Origin of the sequence: Bradyrhizobium sp. NC92 (assembly GCF_025200865.1) — a bacterium.
Taxonomy (GTDB): domain Bacteria; phylum Pseudomonadota; class Alphaproteobacteria; order Rhizobiales; family Xanthobacteraceae; genus Bradyrhizobium.
The window spans coordinates 6,393,927-6,413,446 of the sequence record NZ_CP104171.1 but is presented as its reverse complement, the minus strand read 5'-3'; the positions used below and the strand labels follow the sequence as shown (position 1 = coordinate 6,413,446).

General features: G+C 64.5%; 18 protein-coding genes and 1 pseudogene. 13 read left to right on the top strand and 6 right to left on the bottom strand.

Annotated elements, in window-relative coordinates; translation table 11 throughout:
* The 4 genes from N2602_RS30180 (at window position 1) to N2602_RS30165 (ending at window position 3,706) form a co-directional block, all read left to right on the top strand.
* On the top strand, window positions 1-1,257 hold the full coding sequence (locus N2602_RS30180) for a CCA tRNA nucleotidyltransferase (protein WP_260380340.1): 1,257 nt from the start codon (window positions 1-3) through the stop codon (window positions 1,255-1,257).
* Window positions 1,254-2,024 (top strand): sulfite exporter TauE/SafE family protein, encoded by a 771-nt coding sequence (locus N2602_RS30175; protein ID WP_260380339.1) that lies wholly within the window; start codon window positions 1,254-1,256, stop codon window positions 2,022-2,024. The genes N2602_RS30180 and N2602_RS30175 overlap by 4 nt, the downstream gene beginning before the upstream one ends.
* Window positions 2,025-2,258: 234 nt before the next feature.
* The gene (locus N2602_RS30170; protein ID WP_260380338.1) at window positions 2,259-3,089 is read left to right on the top strand and encodes an outer membrane protein; all 831 of its coding nucleotides are present in this window, start codon (window positions 2,259-2,261) and stop codon (window positions 3,087-3,089) included.
* A gap of 263 nt (window positions 3,090-3,352) precedes the next feature.
* On the top strand, window positions 3,353-3,706 hold the full coding sequence (locus tag N2602_RS30165; protein WP_025038166.1) for a cupin domain-containing protein: 354 nt from the start codon (window positions 3,353-3,355) through the stop codon (window positions 3,704-3,706).
* 63 nt (window positions 3,707-3,769) lie between these two features.
* Here the strand turns inward: N2602_RS30165 and N2602_RS30160 are convergent, their stop codons facing one another.
* Together N2602_RS30160 and N2602_RS30155 are read right to left on the bottom strand one after the other, a co-directional pair.
* Window positions 3,770-3,973, bottom strand: a complete 204-nt coding sequence (locus tag N2602_RS30160) for a YodC family protein (RefSeq protein ID WP_172785906.1) — start codon at window positions 3,971-3,973, stop codon at window positions 3,770-3,772.
* Window positions 3,974-4,086: 113 nt separating this feature from the next.
* Window positions 4,087-5,133 carry a hypothetical protein gene (locus N2602_RS30155; RefSeq protein WP_172785907.1) on the bottom strand — a complete coding sequence of 349 codons (1,047 nt, stop codon included), beginning with the start codon at window positions 5,131-5,133 and terminating at the stop codon, window positions 4,087-4,089.
* A 268-nt stretch (window positions 5,134-5,401) separates the two neighbouring features.
* On the opposite strand from N2602_RS30155, the gene N2602_RS30150 reads away from it, so the two are divergent.
* From N2602_RS30150 to N2602_RS30130, 5 genes and pseudogenes are all read left to right on the top strand, one after another.
* Window positions 5,402-5,785: a hypothetical protein gene (locus tag N2602_RS30150; RefSeq protein WP_260380337.1), complete on the top strand. Its 384-nt coding sequence runs from the start codon at window positions 5,402-5,404 to the stop codon at window positions 5,783-5,785.
* Window positions 5,786-5,836: 51 nt separating this feature from the next.
* Window positions 5,837-7,300, top strand: coding sequence for an efflux RND transporter periplasmic adaptor subunit (locus tag N2602_RS30145; RefSeq protein WP_260380336.1), 1,464 nt, complete (start codon window positions 5,837-5,839; stop codon window positions 7,298-7,300).
* A gap of 5 nt (window positions 7,301-7,305) precedes the next feature.
* Window positions 7,306-7,536, top strand: coding sequence for a hypothetical protein (locus N2602_RS30140; RefSeq protein ID WP_260380335.1), 231 nt, complete (start codon window positions 7,306-7,308; stop codon window positions 7,534-7,536).
* A gap of 6 nt (window positions 7,537-7,542) precedes the next feature.
* Window positions 7,543-10,663: pseudogene (locus N2602_RS30135) on the top strand (efflux RND transporter permease subunit).
* A 29-nt stretch (window positions 10,664-10,692) separates the two neighbouring features.
* The gene (locus N2602_RS30130; protein ID WP_260380334.1) at window positions 10,693-11,064 is read left to right on the top strand and encodes a hypothetical protein; all 372 of its coding nucleotides are present in this window, start codon (window positions 10,693-10,695) and stop codon (window positions 11,062-11,064) included.
* 274 nt (window positions 11,065-11,338) lie between these two features.
* Here the strand turns inward: N2602_RS30130 and N2602_RS30125 are convergent, their stop codons facing one another.
* The 4 genes from N2602_RS30125 to N2602_RS30110 form a co-directional block, all read right to left on the bottom strand.
* The gene (locus N2602_RS30125; protein WP_172785965.1) at window positions 11,339-12,082 is read right to left on the bottom strand and encodes an HAD family hydrolase; all 744 of its coding nucleotides are present in this window, start codon (window positions 12,080-12,082) and stop codon (window positions 11,339-11,341) included.
* The gene (hemF, locus tag N2602_RS30120; RefSeq protein ID WP_260380333.1) at window positions 12,079-12,966 is read right to left on the bottom strand and encodes an oxygen-dependent coproporphyrinogen oxidase; all 888 of its coding nucleotides are present in this window, start codon (window positions 12,964-12,966) and stop codon (window positions 12,079-12,081) included. Before hemF ends, N2602_RS30125 begins: the two co-directional genes overlap by 4 nt.
* A 134-nt stretch (window positions 12,967-13,100) precedes the next feature.
* A complete protein-coding gene (gene queE / locus N2602_RS30115; RefSeq protein WP_172785911.1) occupies window positions 13,101-13,733 on the bottom strand; it encodes a 7-carboxy-7-deazaguanine synthase in 633 nt (210 codons plus the stop codon).
* A gap of 18 nt (window positions 13,734-13,751) precedes the next feature.
* Complete coding sequence (locus N2602_RS30110; protein WP_172785912.1) at window positions 13,752-14,210, bottom strand: tRNA (cytidine(34)-2'-O)-methyltransferase; 459 nt, start codon at window positions 14,208-14,210, stop codon at window positions 13,752-13,754.
* 279 nt (window positions 14,211-14,489) lie between these two features.
* Here N2602_RS30110 and petA point away from each other — a divergent pair, with 279 nt between their 5' ends.
* The 4 genes from petA (at window position 14,490) to N2602_RS30090 (ending at window position 19,390) form a co-directional block, all read left to right on the top strand.
* Entirely contained in the window at window positions 14,490-15,020 is a 531-nt protein-coding gene (gene petA / locus N2602_RS30105) for a ubiquinol-cytochrome c reductase iron-sulfur subunit (protein WP_172785913.1), read from the top strand.
* Window positions 15,021-15,082: 62 nt separating this feature from the next.
* Window positions 15,083-17,155, top strand: coding sequence for a cytochrome b/c1 (gene fbcH / locus N2602_RS30100; RefSeq protein ID WP_172785914.1), 2,073 nt, complete (start codon window positions 15,083-15,085; stop codon window positions 17,153-17,155).
* Between the two features lie 242 nt (window positions 17,156-17,397).
* A complete protein-coding gene (locus tag N2602_RS30095) occupies window positions 17,398-18,072 on the top strand; it encodes a dienelactone hydrolase family protein (protein WP_025038157.1) in 675 nt (224 codons plus the stop codon).
* A gap of 115 nt (window positions 18,073-18,187) precedes the next feature.
* On the top strand, window positions 18,188-19,390 hold the full coding sequence (locus N2602_RS30090; RefSeq protein WP_260380332.1) for a DMP19 family protein: 1,203 nt from the start codon (window positions 18,188-18,190) through the stop codon (window positions 19,388-19,390).
* Window positions 19,391-19,520 lie beyond the last annotated feature (130 nt).

Here is a 19,520-nt window from a genome sequence, read left to right as displayed (position 1 = left end):
ATGAGCGCGGAGCCTTTACTCGCCGATGCGCCCTGGCTGACCGCAGGCGGGACCGCGCGCGTCCTGGCGCTGCTCGGCACCGATGGCGAGGAGGCGCGGGTGGTCGGCGGCGCCGTGCGCAACGCGCTGCTCGGTCTTGCGCCTGGCGACATCGACATCGCGACCACGGCGCTGCCGGACGAAGTGCTACGGCGTGCCAAGGCTGCCGGCATCAAGAGCGTGCCGACCGGCATCGACCACGGCACCGTCACGCTGGTGATCGACGCCCACCCCTATGAAGTCACGACGCTGCGCGAGGACACCGAGACCTTCGGCCGCAAGGCCAAGGTCGCGTTCGGCCGCGACTGGGCGAAGGATGCCGAGCGGCGCGACTTCACCATGAACGGCCTGTCGGTCGATGCGCGCGGCGTCGTCTACGATTATGTCGGTGGCATCAACGACGCCAAAGCGCGGCGCGTGCGCTTCATCGGCGATCCCGACCAGCGCATCGCCGAGGATTATCTGCGCATTCTGCGCTTCTTCCGCATCCACGCCGCCTTCGGCGCCGGCGAGCCCGACCGCGACGGCTATCTCGCCTGCATCCGGGGACGCGCGGGCCTGGCGAACCTGTCGGCCGAGCGGGTGCGCATGGAGATGCTCAAGCTGCTGCTGGCCGGCGGCGCCTCCGCGGCGGCGCTCGCCATGGCCGAGGGCGGATTGCTGCAAACGCTGATCGGCGGCGTCGTCTATACGGGCCCCCTGGAGGCGATGATCGCGATCGAGCGCGAGCTCGGCCTCAGCCCCAGCAGCACGCGGCGCCTCGCCGCGCTCTCGGTCGCCGTCACCGAAGACGCCAAGCGCCTCGCCTTGCGCCTGCGGCTCTCCAATGCCGAGGCCAAGGCGCTGGATTCGATGGGGCACCGCTGGTGGCGCTTCGCCACCAAGGACGAAGCCAAGGCACGGCGCTTGCTGTACCGGCTCGGGCCCGAGCGCTATCACGATCGCGTATTGCTGGGCTGGGCCCGCGCTGCCGCTGACGTGCAGTCGCCGCGCTGGCGCGCGCTCGCCGAGTTGCCGCAGCGCTGGACTGCGCCGAAATTTCCGCTGAAGGCCGCCGACTTCATTGCGCGCGGTCTCGCCGAAGGACCCGCGCTCGGACATGTGTTGACGCTCGCCGAGGACGCTTGGCTCGCGGCGGATTTCCCATTAGAGCAAGCCGCACTCGCTGCCATCGCCGATCAAGCTGTCGCCCGCGTCACGCGCGACCAGAAAGATTGACCATCGTCTCAGGCTTCGCCGATATCTCGCTTCTGCAGCTTCTGCTGGTCGCAGCGATGGCGTTGTTTGCTTCGATCATCGGCGGTCTCGCCGGCTACGGCACCGGCGCGCTGATGCCCTTGGTGCTGGTGCCGATGGTCGGTGCCGAGCCCGTCGTGCCGATCATCGCGATCTCCGCGATGCTGACCAATGCGAGCCGCGCGCTTGCCTATGTCCGCTATGCCGACCGCCGCCGCGTGCTGATCGTGCTGGCCTGCGCCGCGCTGACCACCGCACTCGGCGCCTATGGCTACACCCGCCTCACCAATGCCGGCGCCGCGCTCGTGATCGGCACCATGCTGATCCTGAGCGTGCCGCTGCGCCGCGTGCTCCGCCGCCGCGCAGTGAAGATCGGCGACGCCGGCCTTGCCGCCGGCTCGGTCGGCTACGGCGTCCTGGTCGGCGGCACCTCGGGCTCCGGCGTGATCCTGCTCTCGCTGTTGATGGCCGCAGGGCTCGAAGGCGCCGCCGTGATCGCGACCGATGCGATGATCTCGCTCGGCACCGGCCTCATCAAGATCTCGGTGTTCGGCCTCGCCGGCGCCGTCACCGCGCAAGTGCTCGCCTTGGCGCTGCTGATCGGCGGCATGGCCGTGCCCGGCGCGTTCCTCGCAAAGGCCTTCGTCGAACGGATGCCGGTGCATATTCACACCGCGATCCTCGATGCCGCCGTGATCACCGGGGGACTGGTGATGATCGCGGCGGCGGCGAGGCAGCTCATGGCCTAGACGACGCCGGCTGAAATGGCGTTCTTGGCGTCTAAGGAGCAATTGACGACGCGACAATCTCAGCTGCGTCGCGTCAGGCGAACTTCGCGCGCTACGCTGTGTTCCCGATGCTACAGCCGCAATGCAAGATCACCTCTATAACTCGGCTCAAGCGGACGGCCGGTCATCGGCGGTTTGACGAGTGCTCACGCGGCAAGGCGCCGCCTTGTCACGCGCACAACGTTGAGGGAAGTTATGAAGTCCATCGTCTCTGCTGCCCTTCTGGTCTCGGCTCTGTGTCTGTCCCAGGGCGCCGTCGCGGCCGATCTCGGCAGGGCTTACACCAAGGCGCCGCCCGCGCCGGTCGCATTCAGCTGGACCGGTTTTTATGCCGGCGTGCATGGCGGTTATGGCTGGAGCGATCCGACCGCGACCTTCGATCCGGGCGCGCTCGCAACCGGGACGGTCCCCGGCTATGTCGTCACCGGTGGCACTGGGCCGTTCTCCCTGGATGTGAGTCCCAAGGGTGGATTCGGCGGCGGCCAAATCGGCTACAACTGGCAGTCCGGCACGTTTGTGTACGGTCTGGAGGCGGATGTCAGCGGCGCAGCCATCAAGGAGACGGCGAGCCGCCCCTTCAGCGTCACTGGAACGATCGGCGGCGACAATGGCGCCTTCACCGGCGTATTCAATCTCAGGCAGGAAATCGATGTCTTCGGCACGGTCCGCGGACGTCTCGGATTCGCGGCGAACAATCTCTTGATCTACGGTACCGGTGGCTTCGCCTGGGGCCACGTCAAGAACAGCATCTTCACCTCCAATCTCGCCACGCCGAATATTGCGAATTTCAACGGCTTCTTCCCGGCCCTGACGCGAAGCGCGTCCTCGTCGGAGGTCCAGGTGGGTTTCTCCGCGGGTGGCGGCCTTGAATGGGCTTTCGACCCGCGCTGGACGCTCAAGGCCGAGTACATCTACATCAATCTCGGAAAGTCGAACGGCAATGCTCTTGCGTTCCCCGGGGCGTCCTTCACGGACACCGAGGTTGAGCTTCATACAGCCAAGGCCGGCATCAACTATCGGTTCTGATCCGGCCGACATCAGCTCGGAGGATGGGTTTCGCCCTTGCGAAACCCATCGCCTCGATCCTGGTCATCATTCACGCACCGCCGGTGCGGCGAGCAGCATCCCTGATGAGTTTCGTAAGAGCTCTCCCATTCTACGCGCGGGTCGCGTAGAACCACATTCCGCCACGTCGCAGTCTCGTGTTCCCAAACAGGGTCGTGCTATCCCTTCCAGGAGGGCAGCCCGTCACCATATTCGGGCTGGAAGTCGTCACCTGAGGAAACGCGATGAAAGCCCCCGCAAATCTCGCCGAGAAGCTCGCAACGTTCACCGATCGCTTCTCCCCGCGCACCGTCGCGACCTATAACGACAACGACATCATGGTGGCCAAGCTCGAGGGGCCATTTCATTGGCACAAGCACGAGGACACGGACGACTTCTTTCTCGTGCTTAGTGGGACGCTCGACATCGAGCTGCGGGATCGCACGGTCACCCTCAACCCCGGGGAGGTCTTTGTCGTGCCGAAGGGCGTTGAGCACCGGCCGGTGGCGCATGGGGAAGTGCACATCCTCTTGATCGAACCGACGGGGACACCGAATTCGGGAGACAAAGCCACGGCGGCGCCTCGTATCCTCGTCTGATCAACCCGCGCCCGTCGTCAGGGCAAGAGCGCGGCTCTCACGAGAATGCGGTCCGAGAAGTGCCTACTCCTCGTCATCATCTTCGTCTTCGTCGTCCTCGTCGTCCTCTTCCACCTGCACGAGCACGGCGAGCGGCAGCGTCTCGCGGAACAGGTCGCCTTCCATGCCCATCCACAGGCACAGCACCTCGTTGTCCTTCACCTCCGCGACGGTCAGCGGCTGACCGCCGGATTTCAGCATCACGACATCGCCGGCCTTCAGATCCATGGATTGTCCTTTCGGGTTGATCGACAGGGCCGACGCTAACAGGCCGTCATGACAGGCCGATCACGCCGGCTGCCGGTGCCGAAAAGTATCCGCCGGTGTCCTCGCGGTACGCCTCAGCTGCGCTCGCTCGTAGCCGGCTGGTTCGGCAGGCACTGGTTGCTGAAATAGCCGATGGCATCGCGCGCGAAAGGAACATGGCAGAAGAAGCCGGTGGGACGGTATCGCACCCTGATGCGGTCCAGCTGCGCCATGGTCAGCGTCATGAACGCGTCCAGCCGGCGGGCCTGAAGCTGCAGCCTGTGCTCGTTGCTGTCGCGCGGCTTATCGAGCTTGCGATCATTGGGGCCGTCGTTGCCGGAGGCCGGAGCTTGCAACGCATTCGGCCCGCCGCGGAGCACCTCGAAGCAATGGTGCATCACCAGGACGTGGTGCTTGGCGCTCCACCAGTTGATGGTCACGACCTTCTGCAACGCATCGATCTCGCCATCCGCCCGCCTGGCACAGAGGTTGACATAGGACTTCAGCCCATTGGCCGTCGGGTCGTTGCACAATTCGTCGCTGGGGCGTCCGGGATCGGCGCCATTGTAGATCGCGCCTCTGAACTGGGGGAGATTGGCTTCTGAATCGCAATCGAAATTATACTTGGTGAGCAGCGTTGCCGTCAGGGGATCCTGGTCCAGCGTGTGCTCCGCGGCCGGATCGCGCCCGAGATCGCTGGGCCAGTCGATGTAGATCTCCGCCTTGCGCGCGAAGATGGCGCCGTTCCGCCGCAGCGACGTGCGCGCCTTCCAATAGTCCGAGAACGAGTCGAATGTCTTGGAGTCCACCGGGATGAAAGCGGGGGTTGCCTGCGCCTTCAGCGAGCCGAACTGCTCGCGCAGCATGGTCTCCTGCTGGATCTGCACGTCGGCGAAGGCATTGGAGATCTCGAGGAAGGTGTCTGTCGCCTTCTGCATGTCCGCCTTGGCCTGCTCGCCGACCTTCTGCTCATAGGAATTCAGATACTGGAAATATCCGCCCAGGAAGCCGGTCAGCAGGGTCACGGCCGTCAGTCCCTTGGTGACCGAGAGGCGGCTGTCCCAGGATTGAATTCTCTGCCAAAAGCCCGGCTCGCTTGCGGCCTGCGTGCGCGCTGCTTGGTCCGGAAGGTCCTGCTTCATTGTCGCCTCCAACTCACCACGCCCCGTGGCACGAGGCTACCGCAATCCCGGATTGCGGCTTGTGAAGCATTTCACTTCAAGTGAGGCAGGCGGGCTGCCGGATGTCGGGCGTCGGCAGCTCGTCGAGCGAGCGAGGAGGGTGTCTGGACCACCTCCCACGCGATGCGTCCGCGCGGAACGTCGCCTTGAATTCGCGGTCGGCATGACCTAGTTTTTCGACGTGCTGCACGGTGTCCTCCACCATCTTCGTCAACTCGCCAGAACGGCCATGTTCGTGGCGATATCTGCGTTCGTGCTTCAGGTCTCCCTGATTTCGGTCTCGCAGGTGAAGGCGGCTGTCGGCGACATGCCGATGCCGTCCGTCATGCTCAGCGGTTCCCTGCATTTCCACGATCAGCTGGCAGGCCACGTGCATTCCCACGCCGGTGACGACGCCGAAGGCCACGTCCATGACGGGCCGGATCACGACGACGACGGCGCTCCAGGCGTGGCCTGGGACATGTTTGGCACCTCGATCGCCTCAGCGCAGGTCGTTCACCTGCCCAGCGCCTTCGAAGCGCTCGGCGCCATGGACCTGCCGCTCGCGCGGGCCATTGTCGGGGTGCGCCCCGAGGGACTCGTCCGGCCACCAAGTACCTTCAGCATCGCGTAGTCCCGGCGGCGTTTCGGCCGCCGCCTTTTCGCATGTCTGAAGGATCTTTCGATGTTCATGAATCAGCGCTGCCCGAAAGGGCGGCTCACAAGTCTTGGGCTGGCCGGCGCTGTCTGGTTGGCAAGCCTGTTCTTGGGTGTCTCGGGGGCCTTTGCCCATGAAGGGCACGATCACGGCGACGCCGAGAAGACGCCGGTCGTGTCCTCGGCATATCCAAGAATTGCCGCGCGCTCCGAGCTCTACGAAGTCGTCGGCATCCTGAAAGACGGCAAGCTGTCGATCTTCGTTGATGATGCAGTGACGAACGAGCCGGTTTCGGACGCCGCCTTGCAAGTCACGATCGGCGATTCCGACCCGATCGACGCATCAAGCCGGGAGGATGGCGTTTACACCGCCCCGATTCCGAACGGCATACCGCCCGGATCGGTCGAGGTGATCTTCTCGATCAGCGCCGGCAGGGGAAATGATCTGCTGGTCGACTCGTTCACGCCGCGTGCAGAGGTTCGGCCCGCGGCGCAGAAGCACGAGCACGGCTGGCTGCTCTCGAACCGAGCGGCCATCGCGGCCTCCATGCTCGTCGCCTTGGGGTTCGGCCTTCTCTTCGCCTATTGGAAGCGGCGTGGCCGCGGCATGGCCGCCTCCATGTCCGCCGTGATGGCAGGGGTCTTCGTCATTCTCGCGGCCATCATGTTCGGCGAGGGCCGGACGAATGCAACGCAACCAAATCCGCCGGATGCTCCCGCATTGAGCGATGCCCCGCGGCGCCTGCAAGACGGCACCGTCTTCGCGGCCAAGCCGACGCAGCGTCTGCTCGAGGTACGGACCGCTGCAGCCGAGCCGCAGACGATTCATCCCGCCGTCACCCTGATCGGCCGCGTCATGGCCGACCCCAACCGCAGCAGCATCGTGCAGAGCATCTACGGGGGCCGCGTGGTTCCGGGCGATGACGGCATCCCTCGCATCGGGCAAACCGTCCGCAAGGGCGATCTGCTCATTCGGATCGAGCCGCATCTGCCAATCGCCGATCGCACGACGATCCTCGAGAAGATCGGCGAAATCGAGCAGCTGATGGCAATCACGGAGAACAAGCTGCGGCGTCTCCGGCCGCTGGCCGAACGCGGCGCGGTGCCGCAAGGCCAGGTAAATGACCTCGAAAGCGAATTAGAGGGCCTGCGGGCACGCCGCGAAGCCGTTCGCAATTCCCGCACCGGGTTCGAGGAGCTGCGGGCATCGACCGACGGCATCATCACGTCATCCAGGGTCGCGCCGGGCCAGGTCATACAGCCGCAAGACGTCCTGTTTCAGATCGCAGACCCTCGCAGCCTTTGGGTCGAGGCACTCGCCTATGACGAAATAGGCTTGAAGCAGCCCGAAGCCGCAACGGCAATGGCCGCAAATGGGCAGCAGATCGCGCTGAGCTTCGTCGGAAGAGCCGGGCGCTGCGCCAGCATGCGTCCGTGGTTCAGTTCGCCATTCCGGAGCCACCAGCAGGTCTCAACATCGGTCAGCCGTTGAATGTGATGGTCCAGACCGGAGCGCCCGCGTCCGGCCTGATCGTGCCGCGCAATGCCGTCGTTCGAAGCGGCAACGGCGAGAATATCGTCTGGCTGCACACCGGGCCCGAGCGCTTCGAGCCCCGGCCGGTTCGCGTGGTGCCGGTGGACGCAGCCCGCGTCATCGTGGCCGCCGGTGTCAACGAAGGCGAACACATCGTCGTTCGCGGCACCGACCTCGTCAACCAGATCCGGTAGCCCGACATGTTCAAGCTCATCGTCCAGACAAGCTTGCGCAATCGCCTGTTCGTGCTGGCGGTCGCCGCCGTCCTGGTCGGCTACGGCCTGGTCGTCCTGCCGAGCGTTTCGGTCGACGTCCTGCCGGACATCAACCGTCCGACCGTCAACATCTTGACCGAGGCAGAGGGATTGGCACCTCAGGAAGTCGAGCAGCTGGTGACGTTCCCGATCGAGACGTCGATGAACGGCATGCCCCGGCGTCATCCGCGTGCGCTCGGTCTCGGGCGTTGGTCTGTCGGTCGTCTATGTCGAGTTCGACTGGGGCGTCGAAATCTACCGCGCCCGGCAATTCGTCTCGGAGCGGCTGGCGCTGATCCGCGAGCAATTGCCGGCTTCGGCCAATCCCCAGATGGGCCCGGTGACCTCGATCATGGGCGAGATCATGCTGATCGCGCTGACGAGCGATGGCACGGCTTCACCCATGGATGTGCGCGAGATCGCTGACTTCGTCGTCCGGCCGCAACTCCTCGCCATTCCCGGCGTCGCCCAGGTGATACCCATCGGCGGCGAGGTCCGCCAATACCGCGTGACGCCGAACGTCGCCACCATGCAGGCGCTCGGGGTCACCCACGATCAGATCGAGCAGGCGGTCGCAAGGTTCGGCACCAATAGCGGCGGCGGCTTCGTCGACCAGCATGGCCGCGAATATCTGATCCGCAATGTCGGTCTCACCAGGCGTATCGAGGACCTCCGCAACACCGTCGTCGTCACCCGCGGAGAGCAGCCGATCCTGCTGAAGCAGGTTGCCTCGGTTGATTTTGCCGCGCGGACCAAGCGCGGTGACGCCGGATATGACGGCAAGCCCGCCGTCATCGTCAGCGTCATGAAGCAGCCGGCTGCGGATACTGTGGCGTTGACGCGCAATGTCGAGTCCACGCTGAAGGACCTGCAACGCACCATGCGCGGCGGGATCAACGTCACCAACGTGCAGTTCCGGCAGGCCACCTTCATCGAGACGTCGATCGGCAATGTCGAGCGCGTCCTGGCCGAGGCCGCAATCGTCGTAGCAATGGTCCTGTTCGTCTTCCTGATGAACGGTCGCGCCGCGTTCGTCTCGCTGACCGCCATTCCAATATCGATCCTGGTGACGGTCCTGGTGTTTCGCGCCTTCGGCCTCACGATCAACACCATGACGCTGGGCGGCCTCGCCATCGCGATCGGCGAGCTGGTCGACGATGCCGTGGTGGACGTCGAAAACATCCTGCGGCGCTTGCGCGAGAACGCTGCGTCGGGCACGCCGCGTCCTGTCCTCGACGTGATCTCCGGCGCGAGCCAGGAGGTTCGTTCCAGTATCGTCTATGCAACGATGATCATCGTTCTCGTCTTCGTGCCGCTGTTCGCCCTTCCGGGAATCGAAGGGCGGCTGTTCACGCCGCTTGGCGTGGCCTATGTGGTCTCGATCCTTGCTTCGCTCTTGACCTCGATCACGGTGACGCCGGTGCTGTCCTACAATCTGCTTTCGGGACGAGCTCATTCAGGTGACCGCGAGAGCTTTGTCGTCACGAAGCTGAAGCAGGCCAATCGGCGGGTGCTCGGCTGGGCCTTCGAGCGGAAGGGCCTGGTGCTGGTCTTCGTCGCCGCTGCGGTCGCGGTGGCGGGCTATGCGGCGAGCCAGATGCCGCGCAGCTTTCTTCCTCCCTTCAACGAGGGGACGCTGGTCCTGTCGCTGCAGTACAATCCAGGCATTTCGCTCGCGGAATCGAACCGTCTTGGCCTATTGGCGGAACAGTTGCTCGCAAAGGTGCCCGAGGTGAAATCGGTCGGGCGCCGCACCGGCCGCGCCGAGCTCGATGAGCACGCCGAAGGCGTGCACTACAGCGAGATCGATGTCGATCTCACACCGTCCAAGCGCCTGAAGGCGGACATCTATGCGAGCATCCGGGAAGTGCTGTCCGCGCTGCCGGCGTCGGTGGCCATCGGACAGCCGATCAGCCATCGCCTCGATCATCTCCAGTCGGGTATTCGTGCCCAGATCGTGCTCAAGATCTTCGGGCAGGACATCGAGATGTTGCGGCGGCTGTCCGAAACGGTGCGCCAGCGTCTGTCGACGATCCCGGGTCTGGTCGATCTCCAGGTCGAGAAGCAGGTGCTGATCCCGCAAGTGCGGGTTCAAATCGATCATGCCCGCGCCGCTCTTCACGGCCTGACGCCGGCTGCGGTCACCCAGGCACTCGACGCGCTGTCCAATGGCCGGAAGGTCTCCCAGATCGTCGACGGCAATCGCCGTTTCGATGTCGTGATGCGCCTGTCGGAGCAAGACCGTTCGACAACGGGACTGCACAATTTGCTCATCCCGACCGGCTCGGAGTTCGTCCCGCTGAGCGCTTTGGCCGACATCGTCGAGACAGACGGGCCGAACCAGATTCAGCGTGAGGGGACCCAGCGCAGGATCGTCGTCTACGGCAACGGGGACGGACGCCGCGACATCGCCGATATCGCTGCCGACATTCAGAGGTCGGTTCGCGAACTCGATTTCCCGCAAGGCTACACGACCAGCCTCGAAGGCGCGTTCCAGGCCCAGCAGGAGGCGTCCTGGCGCATCGGCATTCTGTCGCTGGCGTCGATGGCGATGATCTTCGTCGTCCTCTACAGCCGCTACCGGTCGATCGCACTGGCGCTGATCATCATGGGCGGTATTCCGCTCGCCCTGATCGGCAGCGTCGCCGCGCTAGAGATCTCCGGGCAGCCCTTGTCGGTGGCCTCGATGATCGGCTTCATCACCCTGGCCGGCATCTCGGCGCGCAACGGCATCTTGAAGATCTCGCACTACGTCAATCTTGCCATCCACGAAGGCGAGCGTTTCGGGGCCGGGCTGGTCATTCGAGGCAGCATGGAGCGCCTCAGTCCGGTTCTGATGACGGCGCTTTGCGCCGGATTGGCGCTCACGCCGCTCTTGATCGGCGCGGACGAGCCGGGCCGGGAAATCCTGCACCCCGTGGCCGTGACGATCTTCGGCGGCCTGCTCAGCGCCACGGTCCTCGACACAATCGTGACCCCGATTCTGTTTCTGATGTTCGGCCAGCAGCCGCTGCAGCGGCTGGTGGCCGGACACGCCGCAACGTTCACTCCCGCGGAAGCCTATTGATGCGCGCGGAAAACCAAAGAGGAGCCTGCATGAGCACATATATTGGCCTCGCCATGACCGCTGTGATGATCGCGACGCTGGATGTTGCCGCGGCGCAGACCAAGGGCAGCAACGGCGGCCCCGTGGTCAAATCGCAAGGGCATCCGATCGAATTCGTCAGCAAGGGGACGGACATCGTCTTTTACGTCGGCGACGACGATGGATCGCCGCTTTCGACGAAGGATATGCGCGGACGCGCAACGATTCAGGATGGCGGCAAGACGGTCACCGTTTCGCTTGCGCCGGCCAATCCCAACATGATGACGGGAAAGCTGCAGGCCGAGTTGTCGCCGAAGGCGATCGTGGTGTTCTCCGGCAGCTTGCACGGTCATTCGCTGACCGCGAGATACGCTGCGCAATGATTGGCACGTTTTGGACGAGCCGGGCGGCGGCGGAACGGATCGTCGTCTATGCCCATCGAGAGGCAGAGCGGCGCCTCCGCTTCCGCCCGCACAACCGTGAGCGGCCCGGAAGGCCGCCTGCAGGCACACCGCCGCAGAGATAGCGACGATGACATAATACCCCTGTTTTGCCCGACGGATCAAACAGATTTCGTAAAATCCGTAAGCCCTTGATTTTGCAGCAGCCGGCTACTGTGCATGGGGTCGTTTTCGCAGTTTTCGTTTGGGCCCTCGATCATGCCCGGTCGGGCAGCAGCTCACCGAGCGAGCGGATGATGCGGTCGGGCTTGACCGTCGAGCCCTCCGGCAGGCCCTCGCCATGCACGTCCATCCAGATCGCATAGATGCCGAGGCGTTGCGGCGTCACGACTTCCCATTCCAGATTGTCGCCGATCATCCAGGTATCTCCGGCGGTGACGCCGAGCGCCTGCATCGCGTGCAGATAGGCGCGCTCCTCGGGCTTGCCGAAGCCGTGCTCGCCTTCGATCTGGATGTGGTCGAAGCGATGCGCCAGTTCGAAGCGCTCGACCTTGGCGCGCTGCATGTCGGCGGCGCCGTTGGTGACCAGCGCGAGCTTGATGCCGAGCGCCTTGAACCGGTCGATCGCCTCATGCGCGCCGGGAAAGACGAACATCTCCTCCTCGCGGTAGGCGGTGAAGCGGTCGGCGAGGCGAATGGCGAGGTCGTCGGGCAGGGCGCGGTGGCCTGCGGCCGCGAGCGCGGCGAAGCCGCCCTTCACCGTCAGGTGCCGCGCCTCGGCGAGCTTCATCCGCCACGCTGCTTCCGCATTGGCCCAGAAGTTTCGCGCGAAGGCCAGCACCGCGGTTGCGACCATCGGCGGCGGCAGCGGGGCGAGTTCTTCGGCGAATTCGGCCGTGATCGTGTTCCAGGCGATCTCGGGCCGGCCATAGGCCGACAGGATGGTGTCGTCCATGTCGATCAGCATCGCGCGCGGCAGCGGCGGCAGCACGGCGTTCATGGCCACTTCACCTCCGGCGGCAGCGACGACAGGATCGAGTCCACATTGCCGCCGGTCTTCAGTCCGAAGATGGTGCCGCGGTCGTAGAGCAGGTTGAACTCGACATAGCGGCCGCGGCGGATCAGTTGCTCCTCGCGGTCCGCAGCCGTCCAGGCGCTCGCGAAATTGCGCCGCACGATCTCGGGATAGATCTTCAGGAAGGCGCGGCCGACGTCCTGGGTGAAGGCGAGGTCGGCGTCCCAGTCGCCGCTGTCGTGCCAGTCGTAGAAGATGCCGCCGATGCCGCGCGCCTCTTTCCGGTGCGGCAGGTAGAAATACTCGTCGCACCACGTCTTGTATTTGTCGTAGTCGGCAACGCCGCTCGGCTGGTTGCAGGCCTCTCTCATCGCCGCATGGAAGGCGATGCTGTCGGCATCGTCCTGCGTCCGCCTTCGCTCCAGCACCGGCGTCAGGTCGGCGCCGCCGCCGAACCAGGCCTTCGTGGTGACGACGAAGCGCGTGTTCATGTGCACGGCGGGGACGTTCGGATTGCGCATATGCGCGATCAGCGAGATGCCGGAAGCCCAGAATTTTGGATCCTCCGCAGCGCCGGGGATCTGAGCCCGAAATTCGGGTGCGAACTCGCCGTGCACCGTCGAGCAATGCACGCCGACCTTCTCGAACAGCCGGCCGTGCATCATCGACATCACGCCGCCGCCGCCGGCCGCGCCAGAGTGGTCGGTGCGCTGCCAGGGCGTGCGCTTGAAGCGGCCGGGCTCGCCCGGATAGAGGCTTTGCGGCGCGTCGTCCTCGAGCCGCTCGAAGCTCGCGCAGATGTCGTCGCGCAGGGCTTCGAACCAGGCGCGGGCGCGGGCCTTGCGGTCTTCGATCGTCGTGTCGTCCATCTGCATTCCCGGTCGCTTACCACGTGGAGTGTGCCGTAGGGTGGGCAAAGGCGCCCTTGCGCCGTGCCCACGTCTCTTACCGTCATCTTGAATCGTGGGCACGCTCCGCTTTGCCCACCCTACCAAATCATTTCCTATCTGATGCCGAGCGATTTGTGCGTCTGCACGCTGAGCCGCCATTGCGGATGGTGCAGGCAATAGTCGATCGCGCGCGCGGTGTTCTCGATGACTTCGGGCCCGTCCATCGGCTGCAGCGAGAAGCGTTCGAAGGCGAGATCCTCGAATGCTTCGGGCATCGCCAGCGCCTGCGGATAGACCAGCTTCAGCTCGTGGCCGCGCCGCAGCACCAGCTCGCTGCCGCCCTTGGGGCTGACACAGATCCAGTCGAGCCCATCAGGGGCTGCGATCGTGCCGTTGGTCTCGACGCCGATCTCGAAGCCTCTTGCGTGCAGCGCGTCGATCAGCGCAGCGTCGACCTGGAGCAGCGGCTCGCCGCCGGTCAGCACCACGTAGCGGTTGGCGGCAGCCGCTGTCCATTGCGCGGCGATGGTATCGGCGAGTTCCGCGGCCGAGCCGTAGCGCCCGCCGAGCGTGCCGTCGGTGCCGACGAAATCGGTGTCGCAGAACTTGCAAGTTGCCTCGCTGCGGTCGGCCTCGCGGCCGCTCCAGAGGTTGCAGCCGGCAAAGCGGCAGAACACCGACGCGCGCCCGGCATGGGCGCCTTCGCCTTGCAGGGTCAGGAAGATTTCCTTGACCGCGTAACTCAAGCCTCTCTCCTCAATCTCTCAAACTTGCGGGTTCCGGGTTTGCCGCAGCGCCTCGCCGGCGGCCATGGCCACGCTCATGGCCACATTGAGCGACCGCAGCCCCGCGTTGATCGGGATCACCAGGCGCGCATCGGCGGCCTCGACGACCGCGTCGGTGACGCCGGCGCTCTCGCGCCCGAATAGCAGGATGTCCGAGCTCTGGTAATGAAAATCGCGGTAATCGGTGGCAGCCTTGGTGGTGAACAGCAGCAGCCGCTGGCCCTGGCCTGCGCGCCAGTCCTCGAATGTCGCCCAGGAGACGTGGCGGGTCAGCCTGACATGGTCGAGGTAGTCCATTCCCGCCCGGCGGAACAGACGGTCGGACACGGGGAAGCCCGCGGGTTCGATGATATGGGCATCCAGCCCCAAGCAGGCACAGAGGCGAAGAATCGTGCCGGTGTTCTGGGGGATGTCAGGCTGGAAAAGCGCGATCTGCATGGGCGGCGGCGAGTTGGCTTGCGGGCGCAAAATGTCTCAATAAAACATCGCCCGCCCGGGAATTCGTGCATTGCACGCTCCCACGCCGTTAGCGGGCTTGCGCTCGCCCGGCAAGGGTGCCAATAGAACGATTCTGGACTGCTGTTTCACCCGTTTAGAGGTGAACAAGCCAAGTTCTGCCGCCGCGGGGGGCCGCGGGCGCCGGCAGCCTTTCCGGGGACCTCTTGGGCGCCCCTCGGAGCGGTTCCACCGGTAGCACAAGAAGAAAGGGTTGGAATCGTGACGACAGCGTCTTCGGCGGACCATCCGACACGCCGTGATTTCTTATTCGTTGCAACGGGGGCAGCTGCAGCAGTAGGGGGCGCGGCCGCGCTCTGGCCCTTCATCTCCCAAATGAATCCGGATGCCTCGACCATCGCCGCCGGCGCGCCGATCGAGGTCGATCTCAGCCCGATCGCGGAAGGCCAGGACATCAAGGTGTTCTGGCGCGGCAAGCCGATCTACATCAGCCACCGTACCAAGAAGCAGATCGACGAAGCGCGCGCCGTCAACGTGGCGAGCCTGCCCGATCCGCAGTCCGACGAGGCCCGCGTCAAGTCTGGTCACGAGCAGTGGCTGGTCGTGATCGGCATCTGCACCCATCTCGGCTGTATCCCGATCGCTCATGAAGGCAGCTACGACGGGTTCTTCTGCCCCTGCCATGGTTCGCAGTACGATTCGTCCGGCCGCATCCGCCAGGGGCCTGCGCCCTCGAACCTGCCGGTGCCGCCGTACCAGTTCGTTTCCGACACCAAAATCCAGATCGGCTGAGCTTCGGATCTTCGTCCGAAGCTTCGCGCCGTCTCGTCGTACTATTTCCTCAGGATCGCATCATGAGCGGACCATCCGACTACCAGCCGAGCAATCCGGCCCTGCAATGGATCGAGCGGCGTCTGCCGATCTTTGGTCTCATCCACTCCTCCTTCGTCGCCTATCCCACCCCGCGCAACCTGAACTATTGGTGGACCTTCGGCGCCATCCTCTCCTTCATGCTCGGGATGCAGATCCTGACCGGCGTGATCCTGGCGATGCACTACACGCCGAACGCCGATCTCGCCTTCAAGTCGGTCGAGCTGATCGTCCGTGACGTGAACTACGGCTGGCTGCTGCGCAACATGCACGCGGTCGGCGCCTCGATGTTCTTCGTCGCCGTCTACGTCCACATGTTCCGCGGCCTGTACTACGGGTCGTACAAGGAGCCGCGCGAGGTGCTGTGGATCCTCGGCGTCATCATCTACCTCCTGATGATGGCGACCGGCTTCATGGGCTACGTGCTGCCGTGGGGCCAGATGAGCTTCTGGGGCGCCACCGTCATCACCAACCTGTTCTCCGCCATTCCCTATGTCGGCGAGAGCATCGTGACGCTGCTGTGGGGCGGCTATGCGGTCGGCAACCCGACGCTGAACCGCTTCTTCTCGCTGCACTATCTCTTGCCGTTCGTGATCGCGGGCGTCGTCGTGCTGCACGTCTGGGCGCTGCACGTGGCCGGCCAGAACAACCCTGATGGCGTCGAGCCGAAGACGGAAAAGGACACGGTGCCGTTCACGCCGCATGCCACCATCAAGGACATGTTCGGCGTCACCTGCTTCATGCTGCTGTACGCCTGGTTCATCTTCTACATGCCGAACTATCTCGGCGACGCCGACAACTACATTCCGGCGAACCCGGGCGTGACGCCGCCGCACATCGTGCCGGAATGGTATTACCTGCCGTTCTACGCGATCCTGCGCTCGATTCCGAACAAGCTCGCGGGCGTCATCGCGATGTTCGGAGCGATCATCATCCTGTGCTTCCTGCCCTGGCTCGATGCCGCCAAGACGAAGTCGTCGAAGTACCGTCCGCTCGCCAAGCAGTTCTTCTGGATCTTCGTCGTGGTCTGCATTCTGCTCGGCTATCTCGGTGCGCAGCCGCCGGAGGGCATCTACGTGGTCGCCGGCCGCGTCCTGACGGTCTGCTACTTCGCCTACTTCCTGATCGTGCTGCCGCTGCTCTCGCGCATCGAGAAGCCGCGGCCGGTGCCGAACTCGATCTCGGATGCCGTGCTGGCCAAGACCGGCAGCCGGTCGACGCCGATGGTCTCGACCGCGATCGTGCTGGCGCTCGCCGGTTCGCTGTTCGCGGGCTCGATCGACAGCGCGAAGGCGTCCGAAGGCAGCGACACGCCCCCCGGCAACAAATGGTCGTTCTCGGGCCCTTTCGGTAAGTTCGATCGCGGCGCGCTGCAGCGCGGCCTGAAGGTCTACAAGGAGGTCTGCGCCAGCTGCCACGGCCTGTCCTACATCGCCTTCCGCAACCTCGCCGAGCCCGGCGGGCCCAGCTATTCCGTGGCGCAGGCGGCGGCCTTCGCCTCCGAGTATAAGGTCAAGGACGGTCCGAACGATGCCGGCGACATGTTCGAGCGGCCGGGCCGGCCGGCGGACTATTTCCCCTCGCCGTTCCCGAACGAGCAGGCCGCGCGTGCGGCGAACGGCGGCGCGGCGCCGCCCGACCTGTCCCTGATTACCAAGGCGCGCTCCTACAAGCGCGGCTTCCCCTGGTTCATCTTCGACGTCTTCACCCAGTACCAGGAGCAGGGGCCCGACTATGTCGCCGCGGTGCTCCAGGGCTATGAGGAGAAGGTGCCGGAGGGCGTCACCATCCCGGAGGGCTCGTACTACAACAAGTACTTCCCCGGCCACGCCATCAAGATGCCGAAGCCGCTCAGCGACGGCCAGGTGACCTTTGACGACGGCGCGCCGACTACGGTCGCGCAGTACGCCAAGGACGTCACCACCTTCCTGATGTGGACGGCGGAGCCGCACATGGAAGCGCGCAAGCGCCTCGGCTTCCAGGTCTTCGTGTTCCTGATCATCTTCGCGGGCCTGATGTACTTCACCAAGAAGAAGGTCTGGGCCGACTCGCACTGACCGGCTTGGCGCGAAACGAGAATGAAGAAGCCCCCGCAAGGGGGCTTTTTTGTTGAGCCGTCATTCCGGGGCGATGCGTAGCATCGAACCCGGAATCCATTCATCCACCAGCTCCGCGGCCCAATGGATTCCGGGCTCGCGCTATCGCGCGCCCCGGAATGACGAGAGTGTGGATTGCGTCACACCCCCGCACCCGCCAAAATACCGCCAACCGATCCCCCAGAAACTCACCGGAGGACACCATGGGAACCAGCATCACCTTCAAGCGCCCGGACGGCAAGGACGCCTCGGGCTATCTCGCCAACGCCGCGCGCGGCAATGCGCCGGGCGTGGTCGTGATCCAGGAATGGTGGGGCCTGTCCGACCAGATCAAGGGGCTGTGCGACCGCTTCGCGCTGGCCGGTTTCGACGCGCTGGCGCCCGATCTCTACAAGGGCAAGGTGGTGCCGTATCACGATACGGACAGCGCCAACAAGGAGATGAACTCGCTCGACTTCATGGACGCCACTACGCAGACCGTCCGCGGTGCCGCGCAATATCTGTCGCGCAACGGCGCCAAGGTCGGGCTGACCGGCTTCTGCCTCGGCGGCGCCGTCACCATCATCGGCGCGACCAAGATCCCGGAGCTCGCGGCCGGCGTCGTGTTCTACGGCATCCCGCCCGAGCAGGCCGCCAAGCCCGCCGACGTCAAGATCCCGCTCCAGGCCCATTTCGCCAACAAGGACGATTGGTGCACGCCGGAGCTGGTCAATGGTTTCGAGAAGGCCATGAAGGCGGCCGGCAAGTCGCTGGAGCTGTTCCGCTATGACGCCGAGCACGCCTTCGTCAACGAGCAGCGCCAGGCCGTGCACGACCGCGAAGCCGCCGAGCTCGCCTGGGGCCGGGCGACGGAGTTTTTCCGGAAGCATCTGGGGTAGCAGCAGCAGTGGTGCGGGTCGATCTGCGCACGTGTTGCATCGCTATTGATAACAGCTCGCTGCAATCATAGGCTGCAGCCGTGTAGCCCTTCGCTACGCGACTGTGGAGGGGGTGATGATTGTGGATGGTCGGTTGACGACGGTTGTTTTGCCTCGCGAGCGGCTGGAGGCGCCCGAGGACCCTGAGAAGGCCGAATATCTAACCCACGCGGTGGTCGACTACGTCAACCAAATGCAACGCGTCGGCGTGTACTCCGGACGTGAACTGCCCGCTGTGGCCATGCAGGCCTATCACGCAGACTACTATCTCGCTCAGGTCAACAACGGCGGTCACAGCCAGTTCATCGGTAACACGGGCGTTTCGATGCTTCCCACGACGTCTGGCGATGCGCTCGCCGGACTCGAGGCGATGGGAGCGAGCGCGCAACATCGTATATTGCAGGAAATGATCGCCTGGGTAGGGGATAATCCCCAAGAGAGCGCGCAGCAGAACGGCTTCGAGAACCGGGCCTCGGCGCTCGATGCGCTTGATCGTCGCTTCTATGAAGCAGAACGACAGCAACCAATGAAACAACTTGCAGCCCGATGGATCGCAAGCTGGCCCGAATTGCATGCTGTCGCGCAGGAACAGTACGCCTCCGAAATCGAACGGCTTGCGCAACTTAACCCACATCTGTCGCAACGTCGGATCTGGCTGAGCGTTCGCCACATCAGCTCTCAGATCACCGACCGCCTGCAGCTCACGATCGCCGCCGCGTGCGGGGCGGTGAGGCCTGACCCGGAGCTCAAGGTTCAGGCGTTCGCGGGAAGCAATATGGATGCTGAAGGGGCGCAGGGCATTGCCATTGGCGTCAAGACTGACAAGGGTTCGCGCCTGTGCGTTTACGAGGAGGCGGGTGGAGAACTTTACGAATTCGGCCCAGGCAGCCAGAGCCCGAAGCCGTCGGACATGCATGAAGTATTGAAGAGCTTTCCGCCCACACTGGTGGGCGCGCGGTTGTCGACGGTAGGCGCTGACACGATCCGGAATTTCTTGAGAGTTGCCGAGCAAAATCTGGCGGCCGAGGCCATCGACCTGCTGTTGCGAAAGTTGGATCTGGATCCGGCCGCGATGATCACGGCGCTACGCGTGAGCGACGATCATGCCACATGGTGTGCGGTCACAGGAAAGACAGGTGTTATGGTTGAAACCTTGGCTGACCGTAGCAATGTCGTCGAACCCGACGGTGAACTTCTGCTCACGGTAACGCGAGCCGAGATCGAGCGTCATGCTTCGGACGCGGCCATAGGGCGCGACAGCCTGCAGATGCGGGCTTGAAGCGGCTGAGACCTGGCCGTCGCCATTTTGGCGATTGAAGCCGCCCCAGCCACCCTTGACGCCGCCCTCGCGCCATGGTGAGTATCCGCCCATGAGCACCGCCTTCCGCCCAGCCCGTCTTTGGTGGCGC

Bases quoted from the DNA above. Each gene is read 5' to 3' on its own strand.
- N2602_RS30095 (WP_025038157.1), top strand. From the start codon at position 17,398: ATGGGAACCAGCATCACCTTCAAGCGCCCGGACGGCAAGGACGCCTCG.
- N2602_RS30170 (WP_260380338.1), top strand. From the start codon at position 2,259: ATGAAGTCCATCGTCTCTGCTGCCCTTCTGGTCTCGGCTCTGTGTCTG.
- N2602_RS30130 (WP_260380334.1), top strand. From the start codon at position 10,693: ATGAGCACATATATTGGCCTCGCCATGACCGCTGTGATGATCGCGACG.
- N2602_RS30090 (WP_260380332.1), top strand. From the start codon at position 18,188: ATGATTGTGGATGGTCGGTTGACGACGGTTGTTTTGCCTCGCGAGCGG.
- N2602_RS30110 (WP_172785912.1), bottom strand. From the start codon at position 14,210: ATGCAGATCGCGCTTTTCCAGCCTGACATCCCCCAGAACACCGGCACG.
- N2602_RS30150 (WP_260380337.1), top strand. From the start codon at position 5,402: ATGTTCGTGGCGATATCTGCGTTCGTGCTTCAGGTCTCCCTGATTTCG.
- N2602_RS30145 (WP_260380336.1), top strand. From the start codon at position 5,837: ATGTTCATGAATCAGCGCTGCCCGAAAGGGCGGCTCACAAGTCTTGGG.
- N2602_RS30160 (WP_172785906.1), bottom strand. From the start codon at position 3,973: ATGGATCTGAAGGCCGGCGATGTCGTGATGCTGAAATCCGGCGGTCAG.
- N2602_RS30140 (WP_260380335.1), top strand. From the start codon at position 7,306: ATGGTCCAGACCGGAGCGCCCGCGTCCGGCCTGATCGTGCCGCGCAAT.
- fbcH (WP_172785914.1), top strand. From the start codon at position 15,083: ATGAGCGGACCATCCGACTACCAGCCGAGCAATCCGGCCCTGCAATGG.
- N2602_RS30165 (WP_025038166.1), top strand. From the start codon at position 3,353: ATGAAAGCCCCCGCAAATCTCGCCGAGAAGCTCGCAACGTTCACCGAT.
- hemF (WP_260380333.1), bottom strand. From the start codon at position 12,966: ATGGACGACACGACGATCGAAGACCGCAAGGCCCGCGCCCGCGCCTGG.
- N2602_RS30125 (WP_172785965.1), bottom strand. From the start codon at position 12,082: ATGAACGCCGTGCTGCCGCCGCTGCCGCGCGCGATGCTGATCGACATG.
- N2602_RS30180 (WP_260380340.1), top strand. From the start codon at position 1: ATGAGCGCGGAGCCTTTACTCGCCGATGCGCCCTGGCTGACCGCAGGC.
- N2602_RS30155 (WP_172785907.1), bottom strand. From the start codon at position 5,133: ATGAAGCAGGACCTTCCGGACCAAGCAGCGCGCACGCAGGCCGCAAGC.